We start from the raw sequence: 23210 nt of genomic DNA, 5'->3' as shown, positions 1-23210 counted from the left end.
CTCCCTGATTGCGCAATCAATAAATATTTCGCCTAGGTTTACCGGCATGTCATTATTTTCCGTAAAAGAAAAATCGATGGGTCGATAAGGTGGCATTTTTCACGCTAATTACCTCATTTAGACTAAGTGGGGTATGGTAGGGTATCGCTGTCATAAATGTATATAAAAGCCTAATTAGTAGGGTTCAGCGAGGTAATATGTCGATTCAAGGTATTGATGGCGTTTTACAACAAATGCAGGTCAAAGCTCTACAAGCCTCGGGTACGCCAATAGCCAGGCCGTCGGTAGAACCTGGTTTTGCCAGTGAGTTGAAAGCGGCGATTGATAAGATCAGCGATACGCAACAGGTAGCTCGTGCGCAAGGCGAAAAATTCACCATGGGCGTGCCGGGTGTCGCATTGAATGATGTGATGGTGGATTTGCAAAAGTCATCCATTTCAATGCAGATGGGTATTCAGGTGCGTAATAAACTGGTGTCTGCGTATCAGGAAGTGATGAATATGTCTGTGTAAGATGATCAATTACTGGCAAAAGTATTATCAATATAAATGCCTGCACATGCAGGCATTTATATTATTGCTTTCTTAAACCGCGCTGGTAAGCGCTGTTACTCGGAAAACTCACCATAGGCAGTATTAATGTTTTGCTGTGCAAGCGAATTTTTCATTAGCAAACTGAGGTCATCCATTCTTTTACGTAACAGTTCCTTGATTTGAGATTCATTCTCAAGAATTTCACGTAAAATTCGGCGAAAATGTAGTTGCATGACACTGTCAAGATCGGTTGGGAGCGGTCTTTTAGTGAGATTTTCAACCAATTGGACGTAAACAATCTCCTGATCAACCAATTCATCCCATTGACCACCTGATGCTAATGCAAGAATTTTACGGCTGAGCGTTTGCAGTTGCTGATAATCTTTAAAAAGTTGATGGAGACTGCTCATGCTATTTTTCCTGAGACGGATGATAGTTAGGACCAATTTGACGCCAGGCACTGGCTATGTTTTCCAGTAAAGTTTCAACTTCCTCTATCACCTTCACATCATTGTGGAGGTTAGCGATCATCAGGCGTTGCGTCATATAGTCATACAGCGCTGATAAATTTTCCGACAGCTCGCCACCTTTCTCCATATCTAGCCCAACTTTTAGGCCATTGCTAATGATATTGATGGCTTTTGATAGGGCTGCTCCTTTACCTGGAATGTCACCTTGTTCCAGTAAAATACGGGCACGCACCATCGAACTTTTTGCGCCATCAAACAGCATAACAATAAGTTGGTGTGGGTTTGCACTCATTACCGCACTTTCTACACCAACTTGGGCATAGGCTTGCGTGCCGGTTTTGCTATACATCGCGAGCCCCCTTTTTATTGGCTTTTAGTTAACGCAGCAAATTGCTTGGTTAAAAAGTCGCCTGTGCTATTCAGGTCTGAAACCAGCTTATCTAATTTGGAGAACTGTGACTTGTAGCGAGCGATGGTGTCATCAATACTCAGTTGGGTGCGAACTCTCGTTTTTTCTATCGTTTTTAATGTATCTGCGATACTGTCTTTAGCGATTTGAATTGCGCCTTTTTTGTCGCCCGTACTTGTGTCTAAGACGCCATCCAGGTAGGTATTAACTTGAGTCGCAAACCCGGTTTTTTTGCCATCGCCGACGAAAAACTCTGTTACGCTACTTGATTTTTCAGCCAGTGAGGTTTGCAATTTGGTTGCGTCAATCTCCAACTTACCATCTTTAGGGTTTTGCTTAATACCCATTTCATTTAGCGTGCTGATACTCATTCCGCTTTGTGCGCTAGAGATTTGCGTTTTCAACGTGGTCTGAATACCACGTACCGTACTGTTGCCAAGTAGCACACCATTGCTACTGTCTGGCGTAGCGGTATTAGGATCTGCGGCTGTAAAATGTGTCACATTGCCAATAGTTGTCTGCAGTGAATTATAAGCATCGACCCATTCTTGAATCGCTTTCTTCATCGGAGCGGTGTCGGTGGCAATCGTAAGTTTTTCTGTTGTACCTGGCGCACTCTCAGCTTTTAGGTTCAATGATACGCCGTCAACGGCATCGGTGACGGTATTACTTTGGCGAGTAATAGTAATACCATTTAGTTTAACCACGGCATTTTCAGCAGCAGCTTGCTGTTTCATTGCGCCAGAGCCGGCACCGTCATCTGGGGTATAGTTCAGTTTACTATTTAATAGGGTATCGCCAGTGACGCTAACGGTCATTTTGGCTTGGGTCCCCGTATCTTTTGCAGTAAGCGCTAAATAATAAGTGTTGTCATCGGCTTTGATAATGCTAGCGCTTACGCTACCGTTTGTTTTGTTGATCGCATCACGGATACCCTCTAATGAGGTTTGTTTGTCCGTCAGTTGAATTTCCAACGGTTTTTCTTGACCTGGTTGGCTGATAGTGAGGGTGCGTGTGCCGCCGTCAGTGGTTGTACCAAGTGGGTCTTTGCTGCTGGAAAATTCGGATGAAAGTAAAGAATGTGCCGCTGCCAGATTTTCTACTTCAATGCTGTACGAGCCAGAAGAAGCACTGCTGGACGTGGTTGCGGTAAACGCTTTACTTTCGCCACTTGTTATTGACGTTTTATTAATGCTATTTGCTTTGGCCAAGGCTTCGTTAGCAGATTCCAGCTTGGTCAGCGCGGTTTTCAGCGTATCGAAAGCCGTATCACGGCTTTGATAGGTTTTTTTCTGGTTGTTAACCGGAGTAATGCGTGACTGTTCGAATGTGGTCAACTGATCCAGAACAGCGGTAAAACCGCTGGTGGAGCCTGTAAAGCTGATATTAGCCATAATAATTCCTTTGATGGGTTCCAGACGTCATTAACTCTATATCGGCAACCGTAGTAGAAAGTTTAGTATTACTGAGACAATACGATTCTCATGAAGAACGCAATATTTTTGCTTTGCTGCATGGTTTCATTCTACGAAGAAATTTCTAAAAATAATTAAAGCTTCTTTCAAGCACGCCGATACAGGTTAGGACGGTGATAAAAGCCGTGGGCAATAGCCCGAACTTTAAACCGACCCGAAATCGACTTAAATGCATAATAAGGAATATAATTATGGCAGTTATCAATACTAACAGCCTGTCTCTGACAGCTCAAAACAACCTGAATAAATCTCAGTCTGCACTGGGTACAGCTATCGAGCGTCTGTCTTCTGGCTTCCGTATCAACAGTGCTAAAGACGATGCTGCGGGTCAGGCTATCGCTAACCGCTTCACCGCTAACATCAAAGGTCTGACTCAGGCTGCTCGTAACGCTAACGATGGTATCTCTGTTGCACAGACTACTGAAGGCGCGTTGAACGAAATCAACAACAACTTGCAGCGTATCCGTGAACTGGCAGTGCAGGCCGCTAACGGTTCTAACCAAGATGTTGACCTGGATTCAGTTCAGAGTGAAATCCAGCAGCGTTTAGATGAAATTGACCGCGTATCTTCACAAACGCAGTTCAACGGCGTGAAAGTATTGGCTAGCGACCAAGGGTTGAAAATCCAGGTTGGTGCTAACGATAACGAAACTATCACTATTAACCTTAAAGAAATCAGTTCTAAATCTTTAGGTTTAGGTGGCTTCTCAGTATCTGATAACGCATTACCAGTTTCTGATGCATTGAAACAAGTCGCTGGTGCTGCTTCAACAGATCCTTTACAAAATGTGAATCTTTCTGGGGCCGCAAGCAAATTGGGAGTTAGTGATAACTCTCTGACTTTGCATGCAGTTACTGGTACTGATGGTAAACCTACTAATAATTATGTCGTTAAATCTGGCTCTGATTATTACGCTGCGTCTGTTAACGAAACTACTGGTGCGGTAACGTTGAACGTTGCTAAAGTCGCTTATCAAGATACAGATAACGGAGTTGCTACAGACGTTACGTTATCAAATCAGTTAGTGAAAGTCGGTGTAGATAGTGCCGGTACAGTCACAGGGTATTCTGAGATTCAGGGCCGTAATTTCGCGCTTGCAGCGGGAAGTTTGGCCAATGGTGGTTCGGCGGCTGCAACAGATTTTGATAACACCGGAACCGCGATTAATCTTAGCGGCGCTTCTAAGACTAATGAATTCGCTGGTGTTGCTAGTGTTAATCCTTTAGCGAAACTGGATAAAGCTTTATCTCAGGTTGACTCCTTACGTAGTGATCTGGGTGCGATTCAAAACCGTTTTGAATCTACAGTAACTAACCTGAACAATACGGTAAATAACCTGACCTCTGCTCGTAGCCGTATCCAGGATGCGGATATTGCGACTGAAGTCTCTAACATGAGCAAAAACCAGATCCTGCAACAGGCTGGTACTTCTGTGTTGGCACAGGCTAACCAGGTTCCACAGACCGTTCTGTCTCTGCTGCGTTAATTTCGCGATTAACTCGGTAAACTAAAAAACCTGGGTAGTAATACCCGGGTTTTTTTATTTAAAGAAAAGAGCTTACATGGCATAGTTATCCGGTGATTCGATGTGCGTGGAGTCTGATATAGTGCCAATTAGTCATTTTATCCTCTATTCGATAGGAGATGCACTTGAATACCCCAAACTCCCCAATGGATCCGCCTGACAATGCGATACCGCCCGTAAACAACATGACGGCTCTTATTTCTGACGATATGGCGCAGCACAATCAAGCGATTGCGCAGTCATATGATCGTCAGGTCTATGAATCAGGCGCCTTTTCTTTTTCTTCTCCCGGCCACCTGCGCGCTGCTGCACAGCTTTTTGGGTTGGAGAGTGTTCCGCTGGCTCAGGCCAGAGTGCTTGAGTTAGGGTGTGCAGGTGGGGGAAATCTGTTGCCGTTTGCGCTGGCCTATCCTCAAGCTCATGTAGTTGGCGTTGATTTGTCAACGATGCAAGTCGAGCAAGGGCAGGAATTAGTTGCCGCGCTTGGGATAAAAAATCTGCATTTGCAGGCTATGAGCCTAACCGATATTACCCCTGAATTCGGTGAATTTGATTATATTATTGCCCACGGCGTATTTAGCTGGATTCCGCCAGAAGTGCGTAACGGAATGTTGCGTGTTATGCGCGAGAATTTGTCCCCGAATGGGATCGCCTATATCAGTTACAACACTTATCCAGGATGGAAGGCGGGAGACATTGTTCGTGATGCTATGTTATTGCATAGTCATGGGTTGCAGGATGATGAAACGCGGTTAAATAGTGCCAAGGCGGTATTAAATTTATTATCTAAAGGGATCGCTAGCAATAACGCGATGTCAACAGCGTTAGTTAATGTTGTTAACCATCTCAGTGCACAGTCCGATCATTATATTACTCACGAATACCTTGAAACATTCAATTCTCCCTGCTATTTGCTCGAATTTGCTGATTTGCTACAGCAAAATGGGTTGGAACATGTAGGGGATGCTGAAATTCACACTGAATTAGCAATAATCTATGGGGAGCACGTCCAGCTAAACCACAGTTTGGTCGCTATGGGGCAACCGCGCGTCCTGCGCCAGCAATATCTGGATTTTGCTATTGGACGCAACTTTCGAAAGAGTATTGTTGTGCACCAGCAGCGAGCTGAGCAAGTACGGGTCAGTCCCGATCTTGAACAGTTGGCGGATTTACGTTGGGCTGGGTATTTTGAGGAAACATCACCAGCGGAGGCTACTCCTAAGGGGATGCGCCGCTTTGTTAACCACAATAATAACGATTTGCTCACTCGTAGTAAAACGATGCTGGCGGTGATCCAATCTCTGACGGAAGCATGGCCTGCTACCCTTGATGTCGATACGTTAGCTGCAAAAGTCAAGGTTACCCTGGGCAATAGTGATGATACCGAAATGCGTCAGGCGGTCTTGGCTGAGTTGCAGTTGTTGTTCCGCCTTGGTCGACTACGGTATACATTAGATACTGGCCCATACGATCATTATGATAAAACAGCGGCCATGGCTAAGCCGAAATTGGTAGCCTCTCTGGCTTATCTGGTTGCAAAGCGGCATGAGCAAGGTCTCGGTATCAAAATTCATAACCTCTGGCATGAAACTGTTAATCTAGCCTTGAATGATGCTGAGCGCTTCTTATTACCTAATTTGGATGGCAGTCGCTCAACGATGGAATTACGTACCTTATTACGTGATGCGCTGTATCAGGGATGGGTGCCAAACACTGACGGTATTTACCTTAAAGGGCAACGTAATTTGGATGCAATAGCGGGTGAAATACTCAATAAGTTACTAAAAGTTCTGCATAAAACCGCATTGCTTCTGTCATAACACTGGCTGTCCGCCCAGAGCGGACAGTATTTACACCTATCTGAATGTTTCAGCATATCCCAAATAGCCCCCGTTTTACCTCCCTATTCAGGCGATTGGCTACCCTACCTAAAAGCATAATAGTGTCGATAACACTATCATCGTAGGTATTTGTCACTGTGAGCGATTTGTATACCGCCGAAGGCACAATGGATAAGAATTCCCTTTGGAAGCGCTATGTTCCACTAGTGCGCCATGAAGCCTTGCGTTTACAGGTTCGTCTCCCCGCGAGCGTTGAACTTGACGATCTGCTACAGGCTGGCGGTATTGGCCTGCTCAGTGCGGTCGAACGCTATGATTCGTTGCAAGGTACGGCGTTTACCACTTATGCCGTTCAACGAATTCGTGGCTCGATGCTGGATGAATTACGCAGTCGTGATTGGGCTCCACGCAGCGTCCGGCGTAATGCGCGGGAAGTGGCACAAGCAATGCAACAGGCTGAACAACAACTCGGTCGTACTCCAACGGAGCAAGAAGTTGCGCAGACGTTGAACATCACGCTTGAGGATTATCGTCAGATATTGCTGGATACGAACAATACCCAACTTTTTTCTTACGATGAATGGCGTGAAGAACACGGTGATAGCGCAGAGGCGTTACTGGAAGGCAATGAAGATGCGAATCCATTGCATCAACTGATGGAAGGCAACTTGCGCCATCGTGTGATGGATGCAATTGAAAGTCTGCCAGAGCGTGAGAAGTTGGTGTTGACGCTCTACTATCAGGAAGAGTTGAACCTGAAAGAGATCGGTGCCGTTCTTGAAGTCGGAGAGTCGAGAGTCAGTCAGTTGCACAGTCAGGCGATAAAGCGCCTGCGCGTGAAATTAATGAATGATGTTTAATTGCGCCGCGTAGGAATATTGTTATCAACATATATCTTCAGTCACTGAAGCTACGGGATTATGGTAATTTTTGAATATTGATAAATCAGTATTTAAATGAGAAATGCTACCTGTTTTCATTACACCAGATTCTCTGTCGTAATGAAAAATGCCATCGCTTCACGTTGAGATTATGTATTGTCATGGAATGGATTCATGCACTCATCAATTCGGAAGAAACAGCTACTAAGCCGTTATCTGAAAGACTTCAAACATAGACAGACCAATTGTTCCCAGTGTGATAAAGCGCTCGATCGTGTTTCACTGGTATTTCGCAACCAGCTTATCAATAAAAAATCGATTGGCGGCATCGACAGGCTTATCGATGACGAAATATGGTCTGGCTTGCAACAGGAATTAATCCCACTTTGCCGCTTTTGTAGCGAAATATTATGCAATACCAATGCTAGCTATTTCGATATAAAGGCTTTCACACAATATCTTATCGAACAAACTGAAGTTCGTCATAGCACGATGCGCGAATATGTCATTCGTCTTCGGCGGTTGGATGAGCTGCTGGTCGCAAATAATTATCCTACAGAAACCTTTTCCGGGCACCGTGATGGGGTGCAGCAGCGGGTGTGTGATTACCTTCCTGATATCGAGCAAAATGTTTATCGCAGTGCGTTACGAAAATACGATCAATATCTGAACTGGCAGCGACATTTCTAACGCGCATAATGTGTCAGCTTTCAGGCTGACATTGTCAAACCACAGGATACTGATTATATCCTAAATAGTTTGAGTTTCTGGGTGTCTCTCATTTCATCCCGATGAGCTTACTCAGGTAGGTGATTCGGGTGACTGACAAATCTACAGTAGGCCGATTTGAGCGAAGCGTGTAGCGGCCCTAACGGAACGGGTGAGGCATACGCAAATGTGCTGAGTGGTGCGGCCAACGCACATGGCACTTGAAATATGACGGCTATATACGCAAATGTTATAATAGTGTAAAAAACACTTGCATTGCAGGGGGGAATTATTGCACTGTCATACTACTGAAATCATTCGGCACTAATTTTTAGATACTGGTTAGCGGTAGTTCTACGATGCGATCAATCATTATTCAGTGGAATAGTTGTTGTCACAGTGAGGAACGCGAATGGTAATGTCCTTTTTTGGGCTTTGTAGTCGATGTCAAGATTCTACGTTGCTGACTCGCCGATGCGAGGGATGTTCCTCCCACTTATTTCCAATACTACGCCACTCTCTTTTTATCCAAACTCTCCGTTTATTTTCTTTTTCCATCCATGAATGCTCGGCCCGTTTTTCACTCGGTTCGTGGATGGCCCGTGTGTATTATCTGTCCGCTATTGGCTTAATAAGGAAGCCTAACCTCGTTAGTGAGTTAAACGTCACGCGCTGCAAAGCAGTGCGGTAAGTGAAACAAACTGTAAGGTGCCACTATGGGAAGACAAAAAGCAGTGATCAAAGCGCGTCGTGAAGCAAAACGTGTTATCCGCCGTGATTCGCGTAGCCATCGTCAGCGTGAGGAAGAATCGGTCACTTCTCTGGTACAGATGGGGGGGATTGAAGCAATCGGAATGGCGCGTGAGAATCGTGATAATTCCGTGATTCAAGCTCGTACCGCCGCCCAGGAACATTACTTGTCTGCGATAGAAAACAAACAGTTGATTTTTGCCACAGGTGAAGCTGGCTGCGGTAAAACGTATCTGAGCGCTGCGAAAGCGGCGGAGGCACTAATCCATAAAGAGGTTGAGCGCATTATTGTCACGCGGCCAGTATTACAGGCCGACGAGGATCTTGGTTTTTTACCTGGAGATATCTCGGAGAAGTTTGCGCCTTATTTCCGCCCAGTTTACGACATACTCTTGCGACGGCTGGGATCGTCTTTTATGCAGTATTGCTTACGACCGGAAATCGGCAAAGTCGAAATCGCGCCTTTTGCCTATATGCGCGGGCGGACGTTTGAAAATGCGGTTGTGATTCTGGACGAAGCGCAAAACGTGACGGTGAACCAAATGAAAATGTTCCTGACGCGTTTAGGTGAGAATGTCACGGTTATCGTTAATGGCGATGTGACGCAGTGCGACTTGCCTGCTGGCGTTAAATCCGGCCTGCGAGACGCATTGGAGCGTTTTGTTGAGGATGACATGATTGGCGTGGTTTCTTTCGGTAAAGAGGACTGTGTGCGCTCGGCGCTGTGTCAGCGTACGCTCCATGCCTATGGTTGATGTCAGTGTGGCATGGGAATGAATGTTTCTGTGCTATCACCATAAAAGAAAACGCCCCTGACTTGCGTCAAGGGCGTTTTCTTTTATATGGCGGTGAGGAAGATGTTTTGGCAATCAAGGCCAGTGAGTTAAAGAACAAAAAATACTTTACACAGTAGCGTTCAACACTGGAAACCTATGCTTATCCGTTCATCACTCAAAAAGCCGTTAGCAAAATAACAAAAGCCGATCTTTTAGCGATACTGGAACCCATTTGGCTAACCAAAAATGAAGCAGCCAGCCGTGTCCGCAGTCGTATTTAAAATGTGTTGGATTACGCAAAAGCGAAAGAGTATTTCGATGGGGATAATTCTGTAGCGTGGAAAGGGGTGCTGAAACCACTTTTGCCGATGCCAAGTAAAGTGCAGAACAAAAAGCATCATACGGGTAGGAGCATATTCGGCGTGTTCTCACTGAGAACAGCACCGATTATATGCACTACATATTCCGCGCATTTTTCTGGTGCAGTTTATTGCCCCATATATAAATACAGTGTTAACTATTGGCGATGCGTAATCCTCTGGCTCCTTCCGACGCCATTACTTTTCCTGTTGCGGCTGTTTCCACAAATTCACCCCACCAGCACATCAATACCTTGCGCTGTTCCAGATAGGTGGAGCGGTTATAGGCGCGGCGCACTTCGTTGGTGTCAACGTGGGCGAGGGGGGCTTCGATCACATCTGGCGGAAAGCCTTCTTCATTGGCGGCGGTACTGAAAATGGCGCGTAAGCCGTGGGATACTAGTACGCCTTTGTAACCCATACGGCGCAATGCGGCGTTAGCGGTCTGGCTGTTCATCGGCTGCTTGGGATCTTTACTGGAAGGAAACAGGTATTCTCGGTGTCCGCTGATGGGCTTCATGGCGTCCAGAATGGCTAACGCCTGCGGGGGCAGGGGAATAATGTGATCACGGCGCATCTTCATGCGGCCAGCGGGGATCGTCCAGGTGTTATCTGTAAGGTTTATCTCGCTCCAGCGGGTTTCAGCGGCTTCGGCAGGGCGGGTAACGGTGAGTAGCTGCCATTCAATCAATAAGCGGGTCTGTAGCTCAATGCTGGCGACCGATAGCGTTTTCATCAAGCCAGGTAATGCCTCTGGCCGGATGGTCGGCATATGGGTTTTAACCGGTGTTTGAAACGCTTTGCGGATCTTGGCGGCGGGATTAGCAGTAACCAACCCAGAGTTAACCGCATAATCCATTACCTCGTTAATACGCTGGCTTACCCGTTTGACGGTTTCCAGTTTGCCGCTGGCTTGTATTGGTTCCAGAGCGGTGATGAAGCTGCGGGCGGTAAGCTGGCTGACTGGTGCCGTACCGATGAACGGGAACACGTACTTTTCCAGAGAACGCCAGATATCTTTAATGGTGTTCTCGGCTAACGGTTGAGACTTTTTTAATTCGTACCAATCAGCGGAGACTTTGGCAAAGGTGTTTAGGTTGATGGCTTGCTCTTGTTCGCGCTGCTGTTGCTGGTGGAATTGTGGATCGATGCCTTTACTTATCAGCGCTTTTGCCGCTTCACGCCGTTGTCGTGCTTCGGCCAAAGAAACCGCAGGGAATGAACCAAAGCTGATTAATGCACGTTTCTTCGTATCGGGGCGGTAATAATTAAAACGCCAGATTTTAGAACCGCTCGGTTTCACCAGCAGATACAACCCATCTCCGTCCTGTAGCGTGTATTCCTTCTCGGCAGGTTTGGCGGCTTTGATCTCGGTATTGGTGAGTGGGGTAGTTATACGAGCCATCGTAGTTATACGCTTTTGTAGTTATATGGGGCGGTATAACTAAGCGTATAACTAAACTATCCGGCTGGAAACGTAGCAAACCGATAGATAACAGGCAACAAAAAACCCGCAAACTCAGTGAGAATGCGGGTTTCTGTGGGGTTTCCGGTAGTAAACGATACTAACCGGATATGTATTTGGTCGGCACGAGAGGATTTGAACCTCCGACCCCCGACACCCCATGACGGTGCGCTACCAGGCTGCGCTACGTGCCGATGCTATGGGCATTTATACTACATTTTCCTGACTTTATTGCAATAGCCAGATGGAACGACTGCTTTAGATTTAGGCAGTTAGTTAGCAATAAAGCGCCTTTCGTTCGTTAGTACCTGCAAGAGTAGGGCAAGCTGCGGTTTTTCATCATTCAGCCGATTTCCCGCCATGTCATAAGCCCGATAGTTACCGTTGCTTTCCAACACGATGATCTGTTCCGGCGTCGTGATCAGTAGCGTGCCGGCGTTGCCGTTAATCAGCCACGGGTAGCGTCGCTGGGCAGAAAACAGGTCTTCGCCTTGTGAATAATCATCCGTGTTGTTTTTAACATGGAGTAGGCGCTGCATGAGCGTAGTCATGACGTCTTTGTTGTCCGTCATTTTCGTAATGGTTTGTGCTGGCGTATTCGGCCAGTGAATAATAAGCGGTGTTTGCCATTGTGTGCGAGTGAAACGTGCCGCGTTGTTGGTATTAGCATTCTGGTTTTGTGCGGTTGTCACGATGATGACCGTGTTATCCAGAATGTTCTTTTCCTGCAAAGTACGGATAATTTGACCAATCTGGCGATCAACATCCTGAATATTCATTCGGCTGTTTGGCTCGATGTCTTTGCTGGAAGCATTTTTCGGTGTACTGCTCAGCTCAACGTAAGAGAACCAAGGCGCAGGGTTATTATCACGATTGAGCCATTCTTGCCATTGCGCGATGATGGCATCGCCACTTTGCTGCTGCGGCGCGGGCAAGGAGAAATCAGAAAGTAGTGCCTGGCGATAAAGCGGGCTGTTGAAACCGTTCGCCGAAAATAACCCAAACTGATAACCCTGCTGGCTTAATGCGGCGATCAACGCAGAGGGTTTTCGTGCACTCAGGACGCCATCCATATAGGTCGTCGAGAGGCCGTAAAACAGATTAAACAAGGCGGCATCTGACTGAGAACCTGAGTCGTAATGATCGCTGAAACGCACGTTTTCTGAGGCGAAACGCGACAGATTCGGCATCCGGTCTTGTATGGCGTCGGGGTGCGTATCGTCGATCATCACCATTAGCAGGTTATAACCGCTGCCGCTATCGCGGAAAGTGATGTTATTGAGCGGATATTCGACCGTTATCGCTTCCGGATTACCCTGCTGCGTCAGCCTACGCTGGTATTCCTGCGCATCCAGCAGGCCATGTTTTTCCAGAAACCGTCGTGCCGTCATCGGATAAGATAGCGGTAGATTGGCGCGCTGCATGGTGATCGGGCGATAGAAATTCGCATCGGCCCAAATGTACATCAGGTGCGATGCGAAGAACGCCGAGATGAAAACGCCCGCCAGCGGTTTACCAAAGCTGCGGCGACTTAAACTGCGTAATTTTTGCCAGCACCAGGTGCCAAATAGCATCTCTGCCATAAAAATTAATGGAATGCCGATAAACATCCACTGCCAATCGCGGGCAATCTCCCCCTGTCCCGGATTGACGACGAGCTCCCAAACGGTGCTGTTAAGGTGCAGGTGAAAACGGGTAAAGACTTCAACATCGACTAGCAGTATCGTCAGCCCGGCCGTTGCCAGCGCCGCAGACAAGAACCGTAGCAGGCGCTGCGACATCACGATGAATGTAAGCGGGAAGATGACCAGCAGATAGGCGGCAAAGACGATAAAGCTAAAATGACCGAGCCAGCTAACCAGCGCATAAATTCGACCGAATAGGGAGGTCGGCCAATCGGCAACAAACAGGTAGCGACTACCCAGCCCCAAAGTGAGCAAAATGTTGAATAAGGCGAACCAGTGTCCCCAACTAATCATCTGGGAGACTTTTTCGCGGTAGCGCTGACGGTTGGTTACCATACGTTGGTCAAAACTTAGTGAGCTTTATCGGCTTTTTTAATCGAAGCCTGTAGGGCTTCAGCGAAAGAACGCGCCAGAACCTGACGTTGCGCCGGTGCGATGCTGGTGTTAATCAGGTTCGTCACCATATTACCGAGCACCATCAAAGCAAGATCGGTCGGGGCGTGGTGCTTTTCCAGAACATTGACCATCTCAGAAAGCAGTTGTTCAACGTGTTCGTCACTATAACGGGATGATTGTGGCATAAAATGGCGTATCTCAAGCAGGTAAAGTCGCTTATCTTACCGTATAGGCTTATGCTTTTCCGCACTTTTATCATTAATGCATTTTTATCACTGACGTGATTCCACCAATAACAACTAGTGTAGACGCTTAGCGCGTACAGATGTGACGGCCGCTTTATGTATTGCGGCCTGCTCGTATCAGTGTTTGAATACGCGCCTTGCTAAAAGGAGAGTTTATCATGAGTCTGGATATCGCCCAGATTGCCCTGCATCAGCTAATTAAACGTGACGAACAAGCGCTGGAAATGGTGTTGCGTGATTCCCTGCTGTCGACTAACGCGGCAGTCGAAGAAATGATGGCTGAGCTGCATCGTGTGTACAGCGCCAAGAGTAAGGCCTACGGGCTGTTTAATGAGCAAAGCGAGCTGGCCGATGCGCTGCGGGCTTGTCGCAAAGGGGATGAGGACTTTCTGAGTTTCTCACGCGCCGCGACCGGGCGACTGCGTGACGAACTGGCGAAGTACCCGTTTGCTGAAGGGGGTATCGTGCTGTTCTGCCAGTACCGCTATCTGGCGGTCGAATATTTATTGATATCGGTGCTTAATAGCTGCAACAGTATGCGGGTTAATGAGCAGTTGGATATCAGCACCACGCATTATCTGGATATCAATCATGCCGATATCGTTGCGCGTATCGATCTGACAGAATGGGAAACCAATCCTGAATCCGCGCGCTATCTGACGTTCCTGAAAGGACGCGTAGGGCGCAAAGTGTCTGACTTTTTCATGGATTTTCTGGCCGCGTCAGAAGGGTTGGACACCAAAGCACAAAACCGTGGCTTACTGAAAGCGGTCGATGAGTATTGTGATGAGGCACAACTGGATAAAAACGAGCGCCAGAATTATAGGCAGCAGGTGTATAGCTATTGCAATGAGCAGTTGCAGTCCGGCGAGGAAATCGAGTTGGCGTCGCTGTCGCAGGAACTGCCACCGCTGGGTGAGAAAACCTTTCAACAGTTTTCAGCCGATCAGGGTTACGAGCTGGAAGAGAGCTTCCCCGCCGATCGTGGGACACTGCGTCAGTTGACCAAATTTGCTGGCAGTGGCGGTGGCATCAGCCTGAATTTTGATGCGTTATTACTCGGTGAGCGGATTTTCTGGGATCCGGCGACGGATACGTTGACGATTAAAGGTACGCCACCGAATCTGCGCGATCAGTTACAGCGTCGGACGAGTGGTGGTAAGCAGTAGAAAGAGATCCAGCCCTTTTTTCATTACTCAGAAAAAGGGCTGTTGCTGATAACAATTAGAAATATTTAAGCCAGCGGATGTCTCGGCGACGGGATTTTAAGCGTGCAAACGCCTGAACGGGTGAAAACAGTACGGTCATCAGCACCAAAGTACACACCCACAGTTGCCAGACGGCGGAAAAGCCGAACCACTCCCCCTGATTCTTTCCCCAGATTGCTACCGCAGTTAAATACATACCTTTTAAAACATACAGATGCAGTAGATAGAAAAACATTGGCGCAGCGCCGAAGCTCGCTAACATAACAAGCCAACGCTGTTGCTGCTGACGTTCAAACACCGCAAGCAGGCACAACCCAATAGCGAGCGTCAGGCAGAGGAACAGCAGCGATGGCGGGTATTTCGTGATGCTGAAATAGCTCATAAGTGTCTGTGCGATGGTTTCATTCTGCTGCCACGGTTTATCACCATACAGATTGATGCTGCGCAGCACGAAGAACAGCGTTAGCGTGATTCCGGCCAGAGCGAAGAGGGTTTTCTGACGCTGAAGCGGAAAGACGTCTTTTCGGTATAGCGTGCCAGCCGCGTAGCCAAGTGAAATGACGCCAATCCAGGGAAGAACCGGATATGAGGTCCGCATACGCAATGTCTCGCCGATTTCTATCCAACCGCGATCGTGCAAAATAGCCCAAGGAATCGACCAGATGGAACCTGCGGAAGCATGCAGAGAGTCCAGTAAATTATGTCCTCCTACGATAATAATACCCAATATGAAAACCAGTCTGGCAGGTAGCCAGATCAGCGCGCTGAGGGCGAGCATGCTCATACCAATGGCCCAGATCACTTGCAAATAAATGACCTGCGGTGGGAATTGAAACGTCCACGCGAAGTTGATCAATGTGATCTCAAGGACGATGAGAATTAAGCCGCGTTGGAACAGGAAGAGGGCAGTTTGCCGACGATTTTGTACTTTCTGATGATACAGCGCCGCAGAGAGACCCGTTAAAAAGACAAACACGGGCGCGCACAGGTGAGCCAGCGTGCGGTTGATAAATAACATGGGATCGGTACTGGTGACATCAATGGGGTCGGCGAGCTGGAGGTGTAGATAAAAGGTTTCCCGCACATGGTCTAGTAGCATGAGTACCATCACCAGACCGCGCAGGGCATCGATAGCGATAAGCCGCTGAGATATCTCTCGAGACATGTTCACATTCCTTTGTGAATGAACAAATTTTTATAAAAAAAACGCCGCATAGGCGGCGTTCTTCTTTTCCGGCGTCCCGGAAAACGACTTCAGCGCAAACTAAACGCGAACGAAGTCGATATGAGTCAGTTTAGGCTTGTAAACGTGACGTTGTACAGCCTGAACTTTAACTTGAACTTCTTTGCCATCGATAGACAGGATCAGTGTTTCACCGTAGAAGCCATCTTTAACTTCTTGGTTTTTCACTGAATCGTGATCCAGTTCGATAGATACTGGTGCTTCTGAACCACCGTAAACGATGGCTGGGAATTTACCAGCGGAACGCAGGCGGCGGCTCGCACCCTTACCCTGACCTTGACGTGCTTCTGCTTTGATAGTAATCATTTTCTTCTCTACTTATATAAAGTAATCCTGCTACAGGCGACCCAGCAGCAGGTTGGGTTATTCAGCTTCTGCGAACAAAAGCGGGCTAAATTCTAGCGGAATATGGCTCTGCGGGCAAATGAATCCCAACATTACTCGTCATACTTCAAGTTTCATGTGCGTTGGCAGCGATACTCGGCACACTGGCGTGAGCCTCGCCCCGTTGGGGCCGCTGCAAGCAGCGTTCAAATCTGCTTTTAGCAGATTTGTCTGTCACCCGAATCACTTACCTGAGTAAGCTCATCGGGATTAAATGAGAGACATCCTGTCTCTCACCGGAGGCCAGCCGTTGGCTGGTCAAATTCGTTCCCGACGAATTTGTCCCTCACTTGCCGCCTGCCTGAAACTCGAATTATTTAGAGTATACATTAGCCGCGGAGTTCGTTGGCGCGGCGAAAGCGGCCCTGATAATCAAAGATCTTTTCGCGTATTTGCCAGAATTTCCCGTTTTTACGGGCGACGACAAAGTCGGGAGGGCGCAATAATATCTGCTGTGCGATGACATCGGCGGCATTCTGCCAGTTAAACGGCGTTCCCGGTGCGCGTTGGTGAACACGTAAAAACTGTTGCAGAAAAACGTGGCGCTGCGCGGTGGAGTGTAGGCGAAAACGTTCACTCACTTCGGCACCTTCTTCATCATGATAGGTGATTTTCAGCCATTCTCCTTTTGCATCCTGTCCCTGCTCGAAGCTCATGCCGCTACAGCGTAAAACCAACGCATCTTTCAACTTTAGCGCCGCTTTTAGCATGTCATCGGGGTCAACCAATACTTCATTACACTGGTGGCAGCGCCGTGCGGCAATATCGTTTTCCGCGCCGCAGTGCGGACAGACTTTAAACCGAAACCGAAAATCACACTGTTGGCGTTGCCCATTTTCCGCCATTTCCCAGCCCTGACAGCGCCGGCCATAGTGTTCGATGATATCGCCATCGGGAGTGGTTTTTCCCCAGAACAGATTGGCAAAACTACATTCAGGGCAGAAGACCTGCACTGGCTGGCTGCCAGCATGCGGCTTGCTGTTGCCGACTTCTGGCGTATAGAGATCGTGTGGGTTGCCTGCGTAATCCAGTATCAGGCAGTCCGTTTTTCCCGGGTACAAACGCAGACCGCGCCCGACAATTTGCTGATACAGACTCACAGACTCAGTCGGGCGGAGAATGGCAATAAGGTCGACATGCGGAGCGTCAAAGCCGGTTGTCAGTACCGCCACGTTGACCAGATAGCGAAGAGACTGTTGCTTAAAAGCGTCAATCAACGCATCACGCTCGGCAGGTGGCGTGTCGGCGCTGACCAGCGCAGCCTGACCCGCCGGTAACAGCATCGCAATCTCTTTGGCATGCTCGACGGTGGAGGCAAAAATCATCACGCCGCGCCGTGTTTGCGCATAATCGATGACCTGACTGATGATATGCGGCGTAATGCGCTGCTGGCGTTTGAGTTCGAGATTCAGGTCAGCTTCGCTGAATAGCCCGCTGCTACGGGCGACGAGCCGGCTAAAATCATATTGCACCACTGGCATATCCAACCGGTCAGGCGGCACCAGAAAGCCATGCTTGATCATATAGCGTAGCGGCAGCTCATAGATGCAGTCGCGGAACAAACACTGTTCGTCACCACGTATCATGCCGTGATAGTGATACTGATATATCCAGCCTTTGCCAAGCCGATAGGGCGTTGCGGTTAAGCCGAGTAGCCGTAACTGCGGATTGGTTTTTTGCAGATGCTGGATGATTTGTTGATATTGGCTGTTATCGTCGTCGCTGATGCGGTGGCATTCATCAATGATCAACAGTGAGAACGCATTATCGAACTGGTCGAGGTTACGAGCAACGGACTGCACGCTGCCAAAGACCACTTTTCCCTGGCTCTCTCGCTGTTGCAGCCCCGCAGCGAAGATATCCGCTTCCAAATCCCAGGCACAGTATTTGGCGTGATTTTGCGCCACCAGTTCTTTGACGTGAGCGAGCACCAAAACACGGCCGCGTGCAAGCCGTGCTAATTCGGCGATGACCAGACTCTTCCCTGCGCCAGTAGGCAAAACGATGACGGCTGGTTGGGTATGACGGCGAAAATAGTCGAGCGTGGCGGAAACCGCTTCACGCTGGTAAGGCCGTAGTGTGAATGACATCGCTAATGCTGGCAGATTTTACTGGCGCTGGTGGTGAACCCAGCATCCTGCGGGATAAACTTTCCGCGTTCAGACAGAAATTGCACCAGCATTGAAGCCGTCATGTTTTCGGCGGAACAGGTATGAAAACGCGCGGTGCTGCCGAAACGGGTTTCTATGGTGGTAATTAACTGTTCGGTGGTAAATGATTCACCAGACGCGAGCATCATTTGCAAAACTTCATGACCGTGAATAGATGACATGGGGTTGTCCTTAAAATGTAAGAAATTGCCCCTATTATGCCTGTTGAACATACCCAGCGCGAGGGACTCTCCGCCTGAAAATAGGCTAAAAAGAGCGGCGCACAGACGGTGAATAGCAGGACGAGCGGGCAAAGCCCCGTTATACTATCCGCTCACAATCTAGGGCCTCACGATTTGAGTCCGGCAGTTATTTGATATAGGTAGTCAGTTTTAATGCGATTGGACAAATTTTTATCCCAACAGTTGGAAATTAGCCGTTCACTGGTGGCGCGTGAGCTCCACGCACAGCGCGTTACCGTCGATGGTGAAGTGGTAAAAAGCGGCGCATTCAAGTTATCCCCAGAGCATAACGTTGAATTTGATGGCAACCCACTGAAACAGCAGAGCGGCCCACGTTATTTCATGTTGAATAAGCCTCAGGGCTACGTTTGTTCAACGGACGATCCCGATCATCCTACCATTCTGTATTTTATGGATGTGCCAGTAGCGTACAAACTGCATGCGGCAGGGCGGCTGGACATCGATACCACGGGGTTGGTGCTGTTAACTGACGATGGTCAATGGTCGCATCGTATTACCTCACCTAAACATGAGTGTGAAAAAACGTATTTGGTGACGCTGGAACAGCCGCTGGCCGAGGATACCGCTGCGCAATTTACGGCAGGCGTACAGTTGCATAGCGAGAAGAATCTCACTAAGCCTGCCTCGCTTGAGAAGGTAACGGATTATGTCGTGCGGTTGACGATTAGCGAAGGTCGCTATCATCAGGTGAAAAGGATGTTTGCTGCGGTGGGGAATCGCGTCGTTGAGCTGCATCGCGAGCGTATTGGCGGCATTTCTCTGGATAGCGAACTGGAACCGGGAGAATACCGCGAGTTGAGTGCTGAAGAGGTAGCCAGCGTAAAATAATACTATTCAGAACGACCTTCTTTCTTATCTGGAGTTATTAGTGCAATTACGCCGACCCTCTCATATCGGGCTGATTTTTATTCTTGGCCTGATTTCGATGCTAACGCCATTAGCTATCGATATGTATTTACCGGCGTTGCCGACCATTGCTAACGAGTTTGGCGTGGGAGATGGACATGTCCAAATGACGCTCAGCACCTACGTGCTGGGCTTTGCTATTGGGCAGATGTTTTACGGACCGATGGCAGATAGCCTAGGGCGCAAGCCTGTGATACTCGGCGGCACGCTGGTTTTTGCGTTCGCTGGTGTAGCCTGTGCGCTGGCGCAAACGGTGGAACAGTTGATCTACATGCGTTTCCTGCACGGAGTTTCCGCTGCGGCGTCTGCGGTAGTGATTAATGCACTGATGCGCGATATGTTCTCGCGAGATGATTTTTCCCGCATGATGTCGTTCGTCGTGTTGGTGATGACGGTTGCCCCCTTAATCGCACCGATTGCTGGTGGATGGCTGTTGCTGTGGTTTAGCTGGCATTCCATTTTTTGGGCGATCTCTGGCGCGGCTTTTCTCGCATCAGCGTTGATTTTCTTTTTTATCAAAGAAACGTTACCGCCGGAGAAACAGCAGAAATTTCATCTGCGCACCACCATCGGGAATTTCGCTATGCTGTTTCGCCACAAGCGGGTGTTTAGCTATATGGTGGCGAGTGGGCTTTCGTTTTGCGGCATGTTCTCTTTCCTGAGTGCCGGACCGTTTGTGTATATCAATCTGTATGGCGTTTCTCCTCAGAATTTTGGCTATTACTTTGCCCTGAACGTTGTTTTTCTGTTTGTGGTGACACTGTTTAACAGCCGTAATGTTCGACGGTTGGGTGCTATGGCGATGTTCCGCACGGGACTGGTCATTCAGTTTGCGATGGGGATATGGCTGGTGATTGTCTGCCTGTTCGATCTCGGTTTCTTACCGCTGGTGTTTGGTGTAGCGCTGTTTGTTGGCTGCATTGCGATGGTGGCGTCGAACGCGATGGCGGTCATTCTTGATGACTTCCCTCATATGGCAGGGACGGCATCATCGTTGGCTGGCACGCTACGCTTTGGCCTTGGCGCGATTGTGGGGGTTATTCTCTCACTGGCTTCGTTTAACAGCGCCTGGCCGATGGTGTTATCGATGGCACTTTGTTCTATCGGTGCATTCCTGCTGTATCTGTACGCACACCGTTCCGTTCCGTCCTGATTTTTCCCTTCTCTTCAGGGGCAGGTAAGGTATTCCTGCACCTGAATGTGTTCTCCTATTCTTGGTTTTCCTTCTGACGACGATAGTCTGGCATTCCCTTTTGTTTTGGTAATGTAAAATATTTGACTAAAAAGTGAATAAAGAGGCCAAAAAGGGTTGAGATATTAAATGGAAAAGGTTACATATAGCCGGAAAAGAAGAGCAATTCGTGATCGGCTTGGCATTAATAGCGCTTGCAATCAGGCCTGTTAGCCACTAACACGATATGTAAAACGTGTGTTTGTTGTTTTTTTGTTCACTAAAAGTGGCGAGATATGGTGCGAACACGCTACTATGATAAATATGTTACTATTTTGTGAATTATTACCTGAGGGAAACAGTAGTGGACAGTTTTCAACTTTCGGTAGTTCATCGTTTGCCGCAAAGTTATCGCTGGTTATCGGGTTTTGCAGGTATTAAGGTTGAACCGATTCCGCTGAGCGGCAGAGAAGAAGACAATAACCTGATTGGTCTCAAACTGTTGAGCCATGATGGTGATATCGCATGGGAAATCATGCGGCAGTTGAATCAATCCCTGTCTGAAATACAGGTTGAATGCGCCGTTCTGGAATGGGAAGGCGAACCGTGTCTGTTTTTACATCGTAACGATGAAAGTACTGCAATGTGCCGCTTGAAGAATGTCGGTGTTGCTATCGCAGAATCGGTATCGGCACAATATCCGTTTTAAACCGCAGCGTCAGTAAGGTGGCGCTGCGGTTTTCTCTCGTTTGTTTCCGCTGTTTTTCTGTCGTTCAGGATGAAAACTGTAACAGTTCCCGCGTGTACTGTTCGGCAGGGTGCGTAAATACCTGTTTACATTCGCCCTGTTCGACTACTTCGCCCTGTCGTAACACAATAACCTGATGGCACAGTGAGCGAATAATCTGCAAATCATGACTGATAAACAGGTAGGCGATTTTGTGCTTTTCCTGTAATGACTTCAGCAGTGTCAGTATTTGAGCCTGAACCGTCCTGTCTAGCGACGACGTCGGCTCATCGAGGATCAGCAGCTCCGGTTGCAGTATCAGTGCACGAGCGATAGCGATACGCTGACGCTGACCACCGGAAAATTCAGACGGATAGCGGTAGCGAGTGGTGGGGTCTAGCCCCACTTCCTGCATCACTGCCACCACGCGTTGTTCGCGTGCTTCTTTGCTCAATTTGTGATGGACAGTTAATCCCTCGGCAATAATTTGCTCCACATTTAGCCGCGGGTTCAGTGCGGAGTTAGGGTCCTGAAAAACGACCTGAATCCGGTGACGGAAGGGCAGCATTTGCTTACGGGTGAGTCCTTGTAAGGGCTGACCGTCAAACCCGATATCGCCACGCGATTGAATCAGACGCAGCAGCGCTAATCCGGTTGTGCTTTTTCCTGAACCGGACTCTCCCACCAGACCCAGGCTTTCACCGCGTCGTAAGGTAAAGCTGATATTGTTAACTACCTGCTTTTCATCAACGGTACGGCGCAAAAGGCCACGTTTGATGGGAAATGAAACGTGCAACTGTTCCACCCGCAGGAGCGGTTCATCGTCATTCGCTACCGGCAGCGGCTCACCTGATGGCTCTGCGTCCAGCAATTGGCGCGTGTAAGGATGTTGTGGCGCGCTGAAAAGCTGCTGACAGCTATTGTGCTCCACGGCTTTACCCGCTTTCATCACCGATACATTATCCGCTAACTGGCGGACGATGTTCAGGTCGTGGGTGATGAACAGTAAGCTCATCCCTAGTTCCTGTTTCAGCTCGTTCAGCAATTTCAGTATTTGCGCCTGAACGGTAACATCCAACGCTGTCGTTGGCTCATCGGCAATCAGTAAATCGGGCTGAGTCAGCAGCGCCATCGCAATCATGACGCGCTGACGCTCACCACCGGAAAGCTGGTGTGGGAAATCATTCAACCGATTTTTCGCCTGACGAATACCCACGCGATCCAGGCAGGAGATGACTTCGCTACGGGCTGGATCGGTGCGCATTCCCCGGTGTAATGAAAGCACTTCAATCAGTTGCTTCTCAATACTTTGCAAGGGATTGAGCGACACCATCGGTTCCTGAAAGATCATTGCGATCCGATTGCCGCGTATCTGACGTAGCGTTTTTTCATCGGCATGTAGTAGTGACTGCCCTGCGAAACGGATATCCCCTTGCGGATAAACCACGGGTGGGGAAGGGAGCAAGCGCAAAACTGACAGCGCGGTGACGCTTTTCCCCGAACCTGATTCACCGACCAGCGCCAGAGTCTCACCCGCGTTCACCGCCAGTGAAAGCTGGTCGACAACGCGCTGCTCTTGATCGCCTTTGCGGAAGGCAATACTGAGATTATCTATCTGCAATAAAGGTGAACTGGACAT

The 23210-nt window shown here is 48.4% G+C and carries 21 protein-coding genes, 1 tRNA gene and 1 pseudogene; 11 read left to right on the top strand and 12 right to left on the bottom strand.

From position 1 onward, the window contains the following. Positions 1 to 197 precede the first annotated feature (197 nt). Positions 198 to 512, top strand: coding sequence for a flagellar hook-basal body complex protein FliE (gene fliE / locus A8F97_RS09385; RefSeq protein ID WP_014699534.1), 315 nt, complete (start codon positions 198 to 200; stop codon positions 510 to 512). Positions 513 to 607: 95 nt separating this feature from the next. Here fliE and fliT read toward each other — a convergent pair whose 3' ends face one another. Genes fliT through fliD form a run of 3 tightly spaced genes read right to left on the bottom strand, consistent with a single transcriptional unit; the run spans position 608 to position 2806 of the window. Then, entirely contained in the window at positions 608 to 943 is a 336-nt protein-coding gene (fliT, locus tag A8F97_RS09380; RefSeq protein ID WP_005970647.1) for a flagella biosynthesis regulatory protein FliT, read from the bottom strand. A gap of 1 nt (position 944) precedes the next feature. Next, positions 945 to 1352 carry a flagellar export chaperone FliS gene (fliS, locus tag A8F97_RS09375; RefSeq protein WP_014699535.1) on the bottom strand — a complete coding sequence of 136 codons (408 nt, stop codon included), beginning with the start codon at positions 1350 to 1352 and terminating at the stop codon, positions 945 to 947. Positions 1353 to 1366: 14 nt separating this feature from the next. Continuing rightward, the gene (gene fliD, locus A8F97_RS09370; RefSeq protein ID WP_025918922.1) at positions 1367 to 2806 is read right to left on the bottom strand and encodes a flagellar filament capping protein FliD; all 1440 of its coding nucleotides are present in this window, start codon (positions 2804 to 2806) and stop codon (positions 1367 to 1369) included. Between the two features lie 269 nt (positions 2807 to 3075). Between fliD and A8F97_RS09365 the strand changes: the two genes are divergently transcribed. The 6 genes and pseudogenes from A8F97_RS09365 to A8F97_RS24615 all read left to right on the top strand — a co-directional run. Beyond that, entirely contained in the window at positions 3076 to 4374 is a 1299-nt protein-coding gene (locus A8F97_RS09365; RefSeq protein ID WP_162939897.1) for a FliC/FljB family flagellin, read from the top strand. Between the two features lie 164 nt (positions 4375 to 4538). Further along, on the top strand, positions 4539 to 6233 hold the full coding sequence (locus tag A8F97_RS09360) for a class I SAM-dependent methyltransferase (RefSeq protein ID WP_025918924.1): 1695 nt from the start codon (positions 4539 to 4541) through the stop codon (positions 6231 to 6233). Positions 6234 to 6391: 158 nt separating this feature from the next. After that, positions 6392 to 7114 (top strand): RNA polymerase sigma factor FliA, encoded by a 723-nt coding sequence (locus tag A8F97_RS09355; RefSeq protein ID WP_005970637.1) that lies wholly within the window; start codon positions 6392 to 6394, stop codon positions 7112 to 7114. A 195-nt stretch (positions 7115 to 7309) separates the two neighbouring features. Continuing rightward, entirely contained in the window at positions 7310 to 7825 is a 516-nt protein-coding gene (fliZ, locus tag A8F97_RS09350; protein ID WP_014699539.1) for a flagella biosynthesis regulatory protein FliZ, read from the top strand. 734 nt (positions 7826 to 8559) lie between these two features. Continuing rightward, positions 8560 to 9348: a phosphate starvation-inducible protein PhoH gene (gene phoH, locus A8F97_RS09345; protein WP_005970633.1), complete on the top strand. Its 789-nt coding sequence runs from the start codon at positions 8560 to 8562 to the stop codon at positions 9346 to 9348. A gap of 98 nt (positions 9349 to 9446) precedes the next feature. Continuing rightward, positions 9447 to 9770 (top strand): annotated as a pseudogene (locus tag A8F97_RS24615) (phage integrase central domain-containing protein); the annotation flags it as partial. A 112-nt stretch (positions 9771 to 9882) separates the two neighbouring features. Here the strand turns inward: A8F97_RS24615 and A8F97_RS09340 are convergent. The 4 genes from A8F97_RS09340 to A8F97_RS09325 form a co-directional block, all read right to left on the bottom strand. Then, positions 9883 to 11133, bottom strand: a complete 1251-nt coding sequence (locus tag A8F97_RS09340) for an integrase domain-containing protein (protein ID WP_033071341.1) — start codon at positions 11131 to 11133, stop codon at positions 9883 to 9885. A gap of 177 nt (positions 11134 to 11310) precedes the next feature. Next, a tRNA-Pro gene (locus tag A8F97_RS09335) sits at positions 11311 to 11387 on the bottom strand. Between the two features lie 78 nt (positions 11388 to 11465). Further along, on the bottom strand, positions 11466 to 13214 hold the full coding sequence (gene yejM / locus A8F97_RS09330) for an LPS biosynthesis-modulating metalloenzyme YejM (RefSeq protein WP_033071342.1): 1749 nt from the start codon (positions 13212 to 13214) through the stop codon (positions 11466 to 11468). 14 nt (positions 13215 to 13228) lie between these two features. Continuing rightward, the gene (locus tag A8F97_RS09325) at positions 13229 to 13459 is read right to left on the bottom strand and encodes a YejL family protein (RefSeq protein WP_005967239.1); all 231 of its coding nucleotides are present in this window, start codon (positions 13457 to 13459) and stop codon (positions 13229 to 13231) included. Positions 13460 to 13677: 218 nt separating this feature from the next. On the opposite strand from A8F97_RS09325, the gene yejK reads away from it, so the two are divergent. Further along, a complete protein-coding gene (gene yejK / locus A8F97_RS09320; protein WP_025918935.1) occupies positions 13678 to 14688 on the top strand; it encodes a nucleoid-associated protein YejK in 1011 nt (336 codons plus the stop codon). 55 nt (positions 14689 to 14743) lie between these two features. Here yejK and A8F97_RS09315 read toward each other — a convergent pair whose 3' ends face one another. From A8F97_RS09315 to A8F97_RS09300, 4 genes are all read right to left on the bottom strand, one after another. Next, the gene (locus A8F97_RS09315) at positions 14744 to 15892 is read right to left on the bottom strand and encodes an acetyltransferase domain-containing protein (RefSeq protein ID WP_033071343.1); all 1149 of its coding nucleotides are present in this window, start codon (positions 15890 to 15892) and stop codon (positions 14744 to 14746) included. A gap of 99 nt (positions 15893 to 15991) precedes the next feature. Further along, positions 15992 to 16276 (bottom strand): 50S ribosomal protein L25, encoded by a 285-nt coding sequence (gene rplY, locus A8F97_RS09310; protein ID WP_005967246.1) that lies wholly within the window; start codon positions 16274 to 16276, stop codon positions 15992 to 15994. A 407-nt stretch (positions 16277 to 16683) separates the two neighbouring features. Continuing rightward, positions 16684 to 18444 (bottom strand): DNA repair helicase RadD, encoded by a 1761-nt coding sequence (locus tag A8F97_RS09305; RefSeq protein WP_033071344.1) that lies wholly within the window; start codon positions 18442 to 18444, stop codon positions 16684 to 16686. A 2-nt stretch (positions 18445 to 18446) separates the two neighbouring features. Further along, complete coding sequence (locus tag A8F97_RS09300; RefSeq protein ID WP_015730287.1) at positions 18447 to 18686, bottom strand: YecH family metal-binding protein; 240 nt, start codon at positions 18684 to 18686, stop codon at positions 18447 to 18449. Positions 18687 to 18899: 213 nt separating this feature from the next. Here A8F97_RS09300 and rsuA point away from each other — a divergent pair, with 213 nt between their 5' ends. The 3 genes from rsuA to A8F97_RS09285 all read left to right on the top strand — a co-directional run bounded on the left by rsuA (position 18900) and on the right by A8F97_RS09285 (position 21553). After that, positions 18900 to 19595, top strand: a complete 696-nt coding sequence (gene rsuA, locus A8F97_RS09295) for a 16S rRNA pseudouridine(516) synthase RsuA (RefSeq protein WP_014699581.1) — start codon at positions 18900 to 18902, stop codon at positions 19593 to 19595. Positions 19596 to 19635: 40 nt separating this feature from the next. Further along, complete coding sequence (locus A8F97_RS09290; RefSeq protein WP_015730288.1) at positions 19636 to 20826, top strand: Bcr/CflA family multidrug efflux MFS transporter; 1191 nt, start codon at positions 19636 to 19638, stop codon at positions 20824 to 20826. Positions 20827 to 21208: 382 nt separating this feature from the next. After that, entirely contained in the window at positions 21209 to 21553 is a 345-nt protein-coding gene (locus A8F97_RS09285) for a YejG family protein (RefSeq protein WP_005967255.1), read from the top strand. Positions 21554 to 21617: 64 nt separating this feature from the next. Here the strand turns inward: A8F97_RS09285 and yejF are convergent, their stop codons facing one another. Next, positions 21618 to 23210: a microcin C ABC transporter ATP-binding protein YejF gene (gene yejF, locus A8F97_RS09280; RefSeq protein ID WP_033071345.1), complete on the bottom strand. Its 1593-nt coding sequence runs from the start codon at positions 23208 to 23210 to the stop codon at positions 21618 to 21620.

This window comes from Pectobacterium parmentieri (assembly GCF_001742145.1).
Taxonomy (GTDB): domain Bacteria; phylum Pseudomonadota; class Gammaproteobacteria; order Enterobacterales; family Enterobacteriaceae; genus Pectobacterium; species Pectobacterium parmentieri.
This window is presented reverse-complemented; position numbering and strand designations above follow the sequence as displayed.

Bases quoted from the DNA above. Each gene is read 5' to 3' on its own strand.
- rsuA (WP_014699581.1), top strand. From the start codon at position 18,900: ATGCGATTGGACAAATTTTTATCCCAACAGTTGGAAATTAGCCGTTCA.
- phoH (WP_005970633.1), top strand. From the start codon at position 8,560: ATGGGAAGACAAAAAGCAGTGATCAAAGCGCGTCGTGAAGCAAAACGT.
- A8F97_RS09300 (WP_015730287.1), bottom strand. From the start codon at position 18,686: ATGTCATCTATTCACGGTCATGAAGTTTTGCAAATGATGCTCGCGTCT.
- A8F97_RS09315 (WP_033071343.1), bottom strand. From the start codon at position 15,892: ATGTCTCGAGAGATATCTCAGCGGCTTATCGCTATCGATGCCCTGCGC.
- fliZ (WP_014699539.1), top strand. From the start codon at position 7,310: ATGCACTCATCAATTCGGAAGAAACAGCTACTAAGCCGTTATCTGAAA.
- A8F97_RS09305 (WP_033071344.1), bottom strand. From the start codon at position 18,444: ATGTCATTCACACTACGGCCTTACCAGCGTGAAGCGGTTTCCGCCACG.
- A8F97_RS09325 (WP_005967239.1), bottom strand. From the start codon at position 13,459: ATGCCACAATCATCCCGTTATAGTGACGAACACGTTGAACAACTGCTT.
- fliE (WP_014699534.1), top strand. From the start codon at position 198: ATGTCGATTCAAGGTATTGATGGCGTTTTACAACAAATGCAGGTCAAA.
- rplY (WP_005967246.1), bottom strand. From the start codon at position 16,276: ATGATTACTATCAAAGCAGAAGCACGTCAAGGTCAGGGTAAGGGTGCG.
- A8F97_RS09340 (WP_033071341.1), bottom strand. From the start codon at position 11,133: ATGGCTCGTATAACTACCCCACTCACCAATACCGAGATCAAAGCCGCC.
- fliS (WP_014699535.1), bottom strand. From the start codon at position 1,352: ATGTATAGCAAAACCGGCACGCAAGCCTATGCCCAAGTTGGTGTAGAA.
- yejF (WP_033071345.1), bottom strand. From the start codon at position 23,210: ATGTCCAGTTCACCTTTATTGCAGATAGATAATCTCAGTATTGCCTTC.
- fliT (WP_005970647.1), bottom strand. From the start codon at position 943: ATGAGCAGTCTCCATCAACTTTTTAAAGATTATCAGCAACTGCAAACG.
- yejK (WP_025918935.1), top strand. From the start codon at position 13,678: ATGAGTCTGGATATCGCCCAGATTGCCCTGCATCAGCTAATTAAACGT.
- yejM (WP_033071342.1), bottom strand. From the start codon at position 13,214: ATGGTAACCAACCGTCAGCGCTACCGCGAAAAAGTCTCCCAGATGATT.
- fliD (WP_025918922.1), bottom strand. From the start codon at position 2,806: ATGGCTAATATCAGCTTTACAGGCTCCACCAGCGGTTTTACCGCTGTT.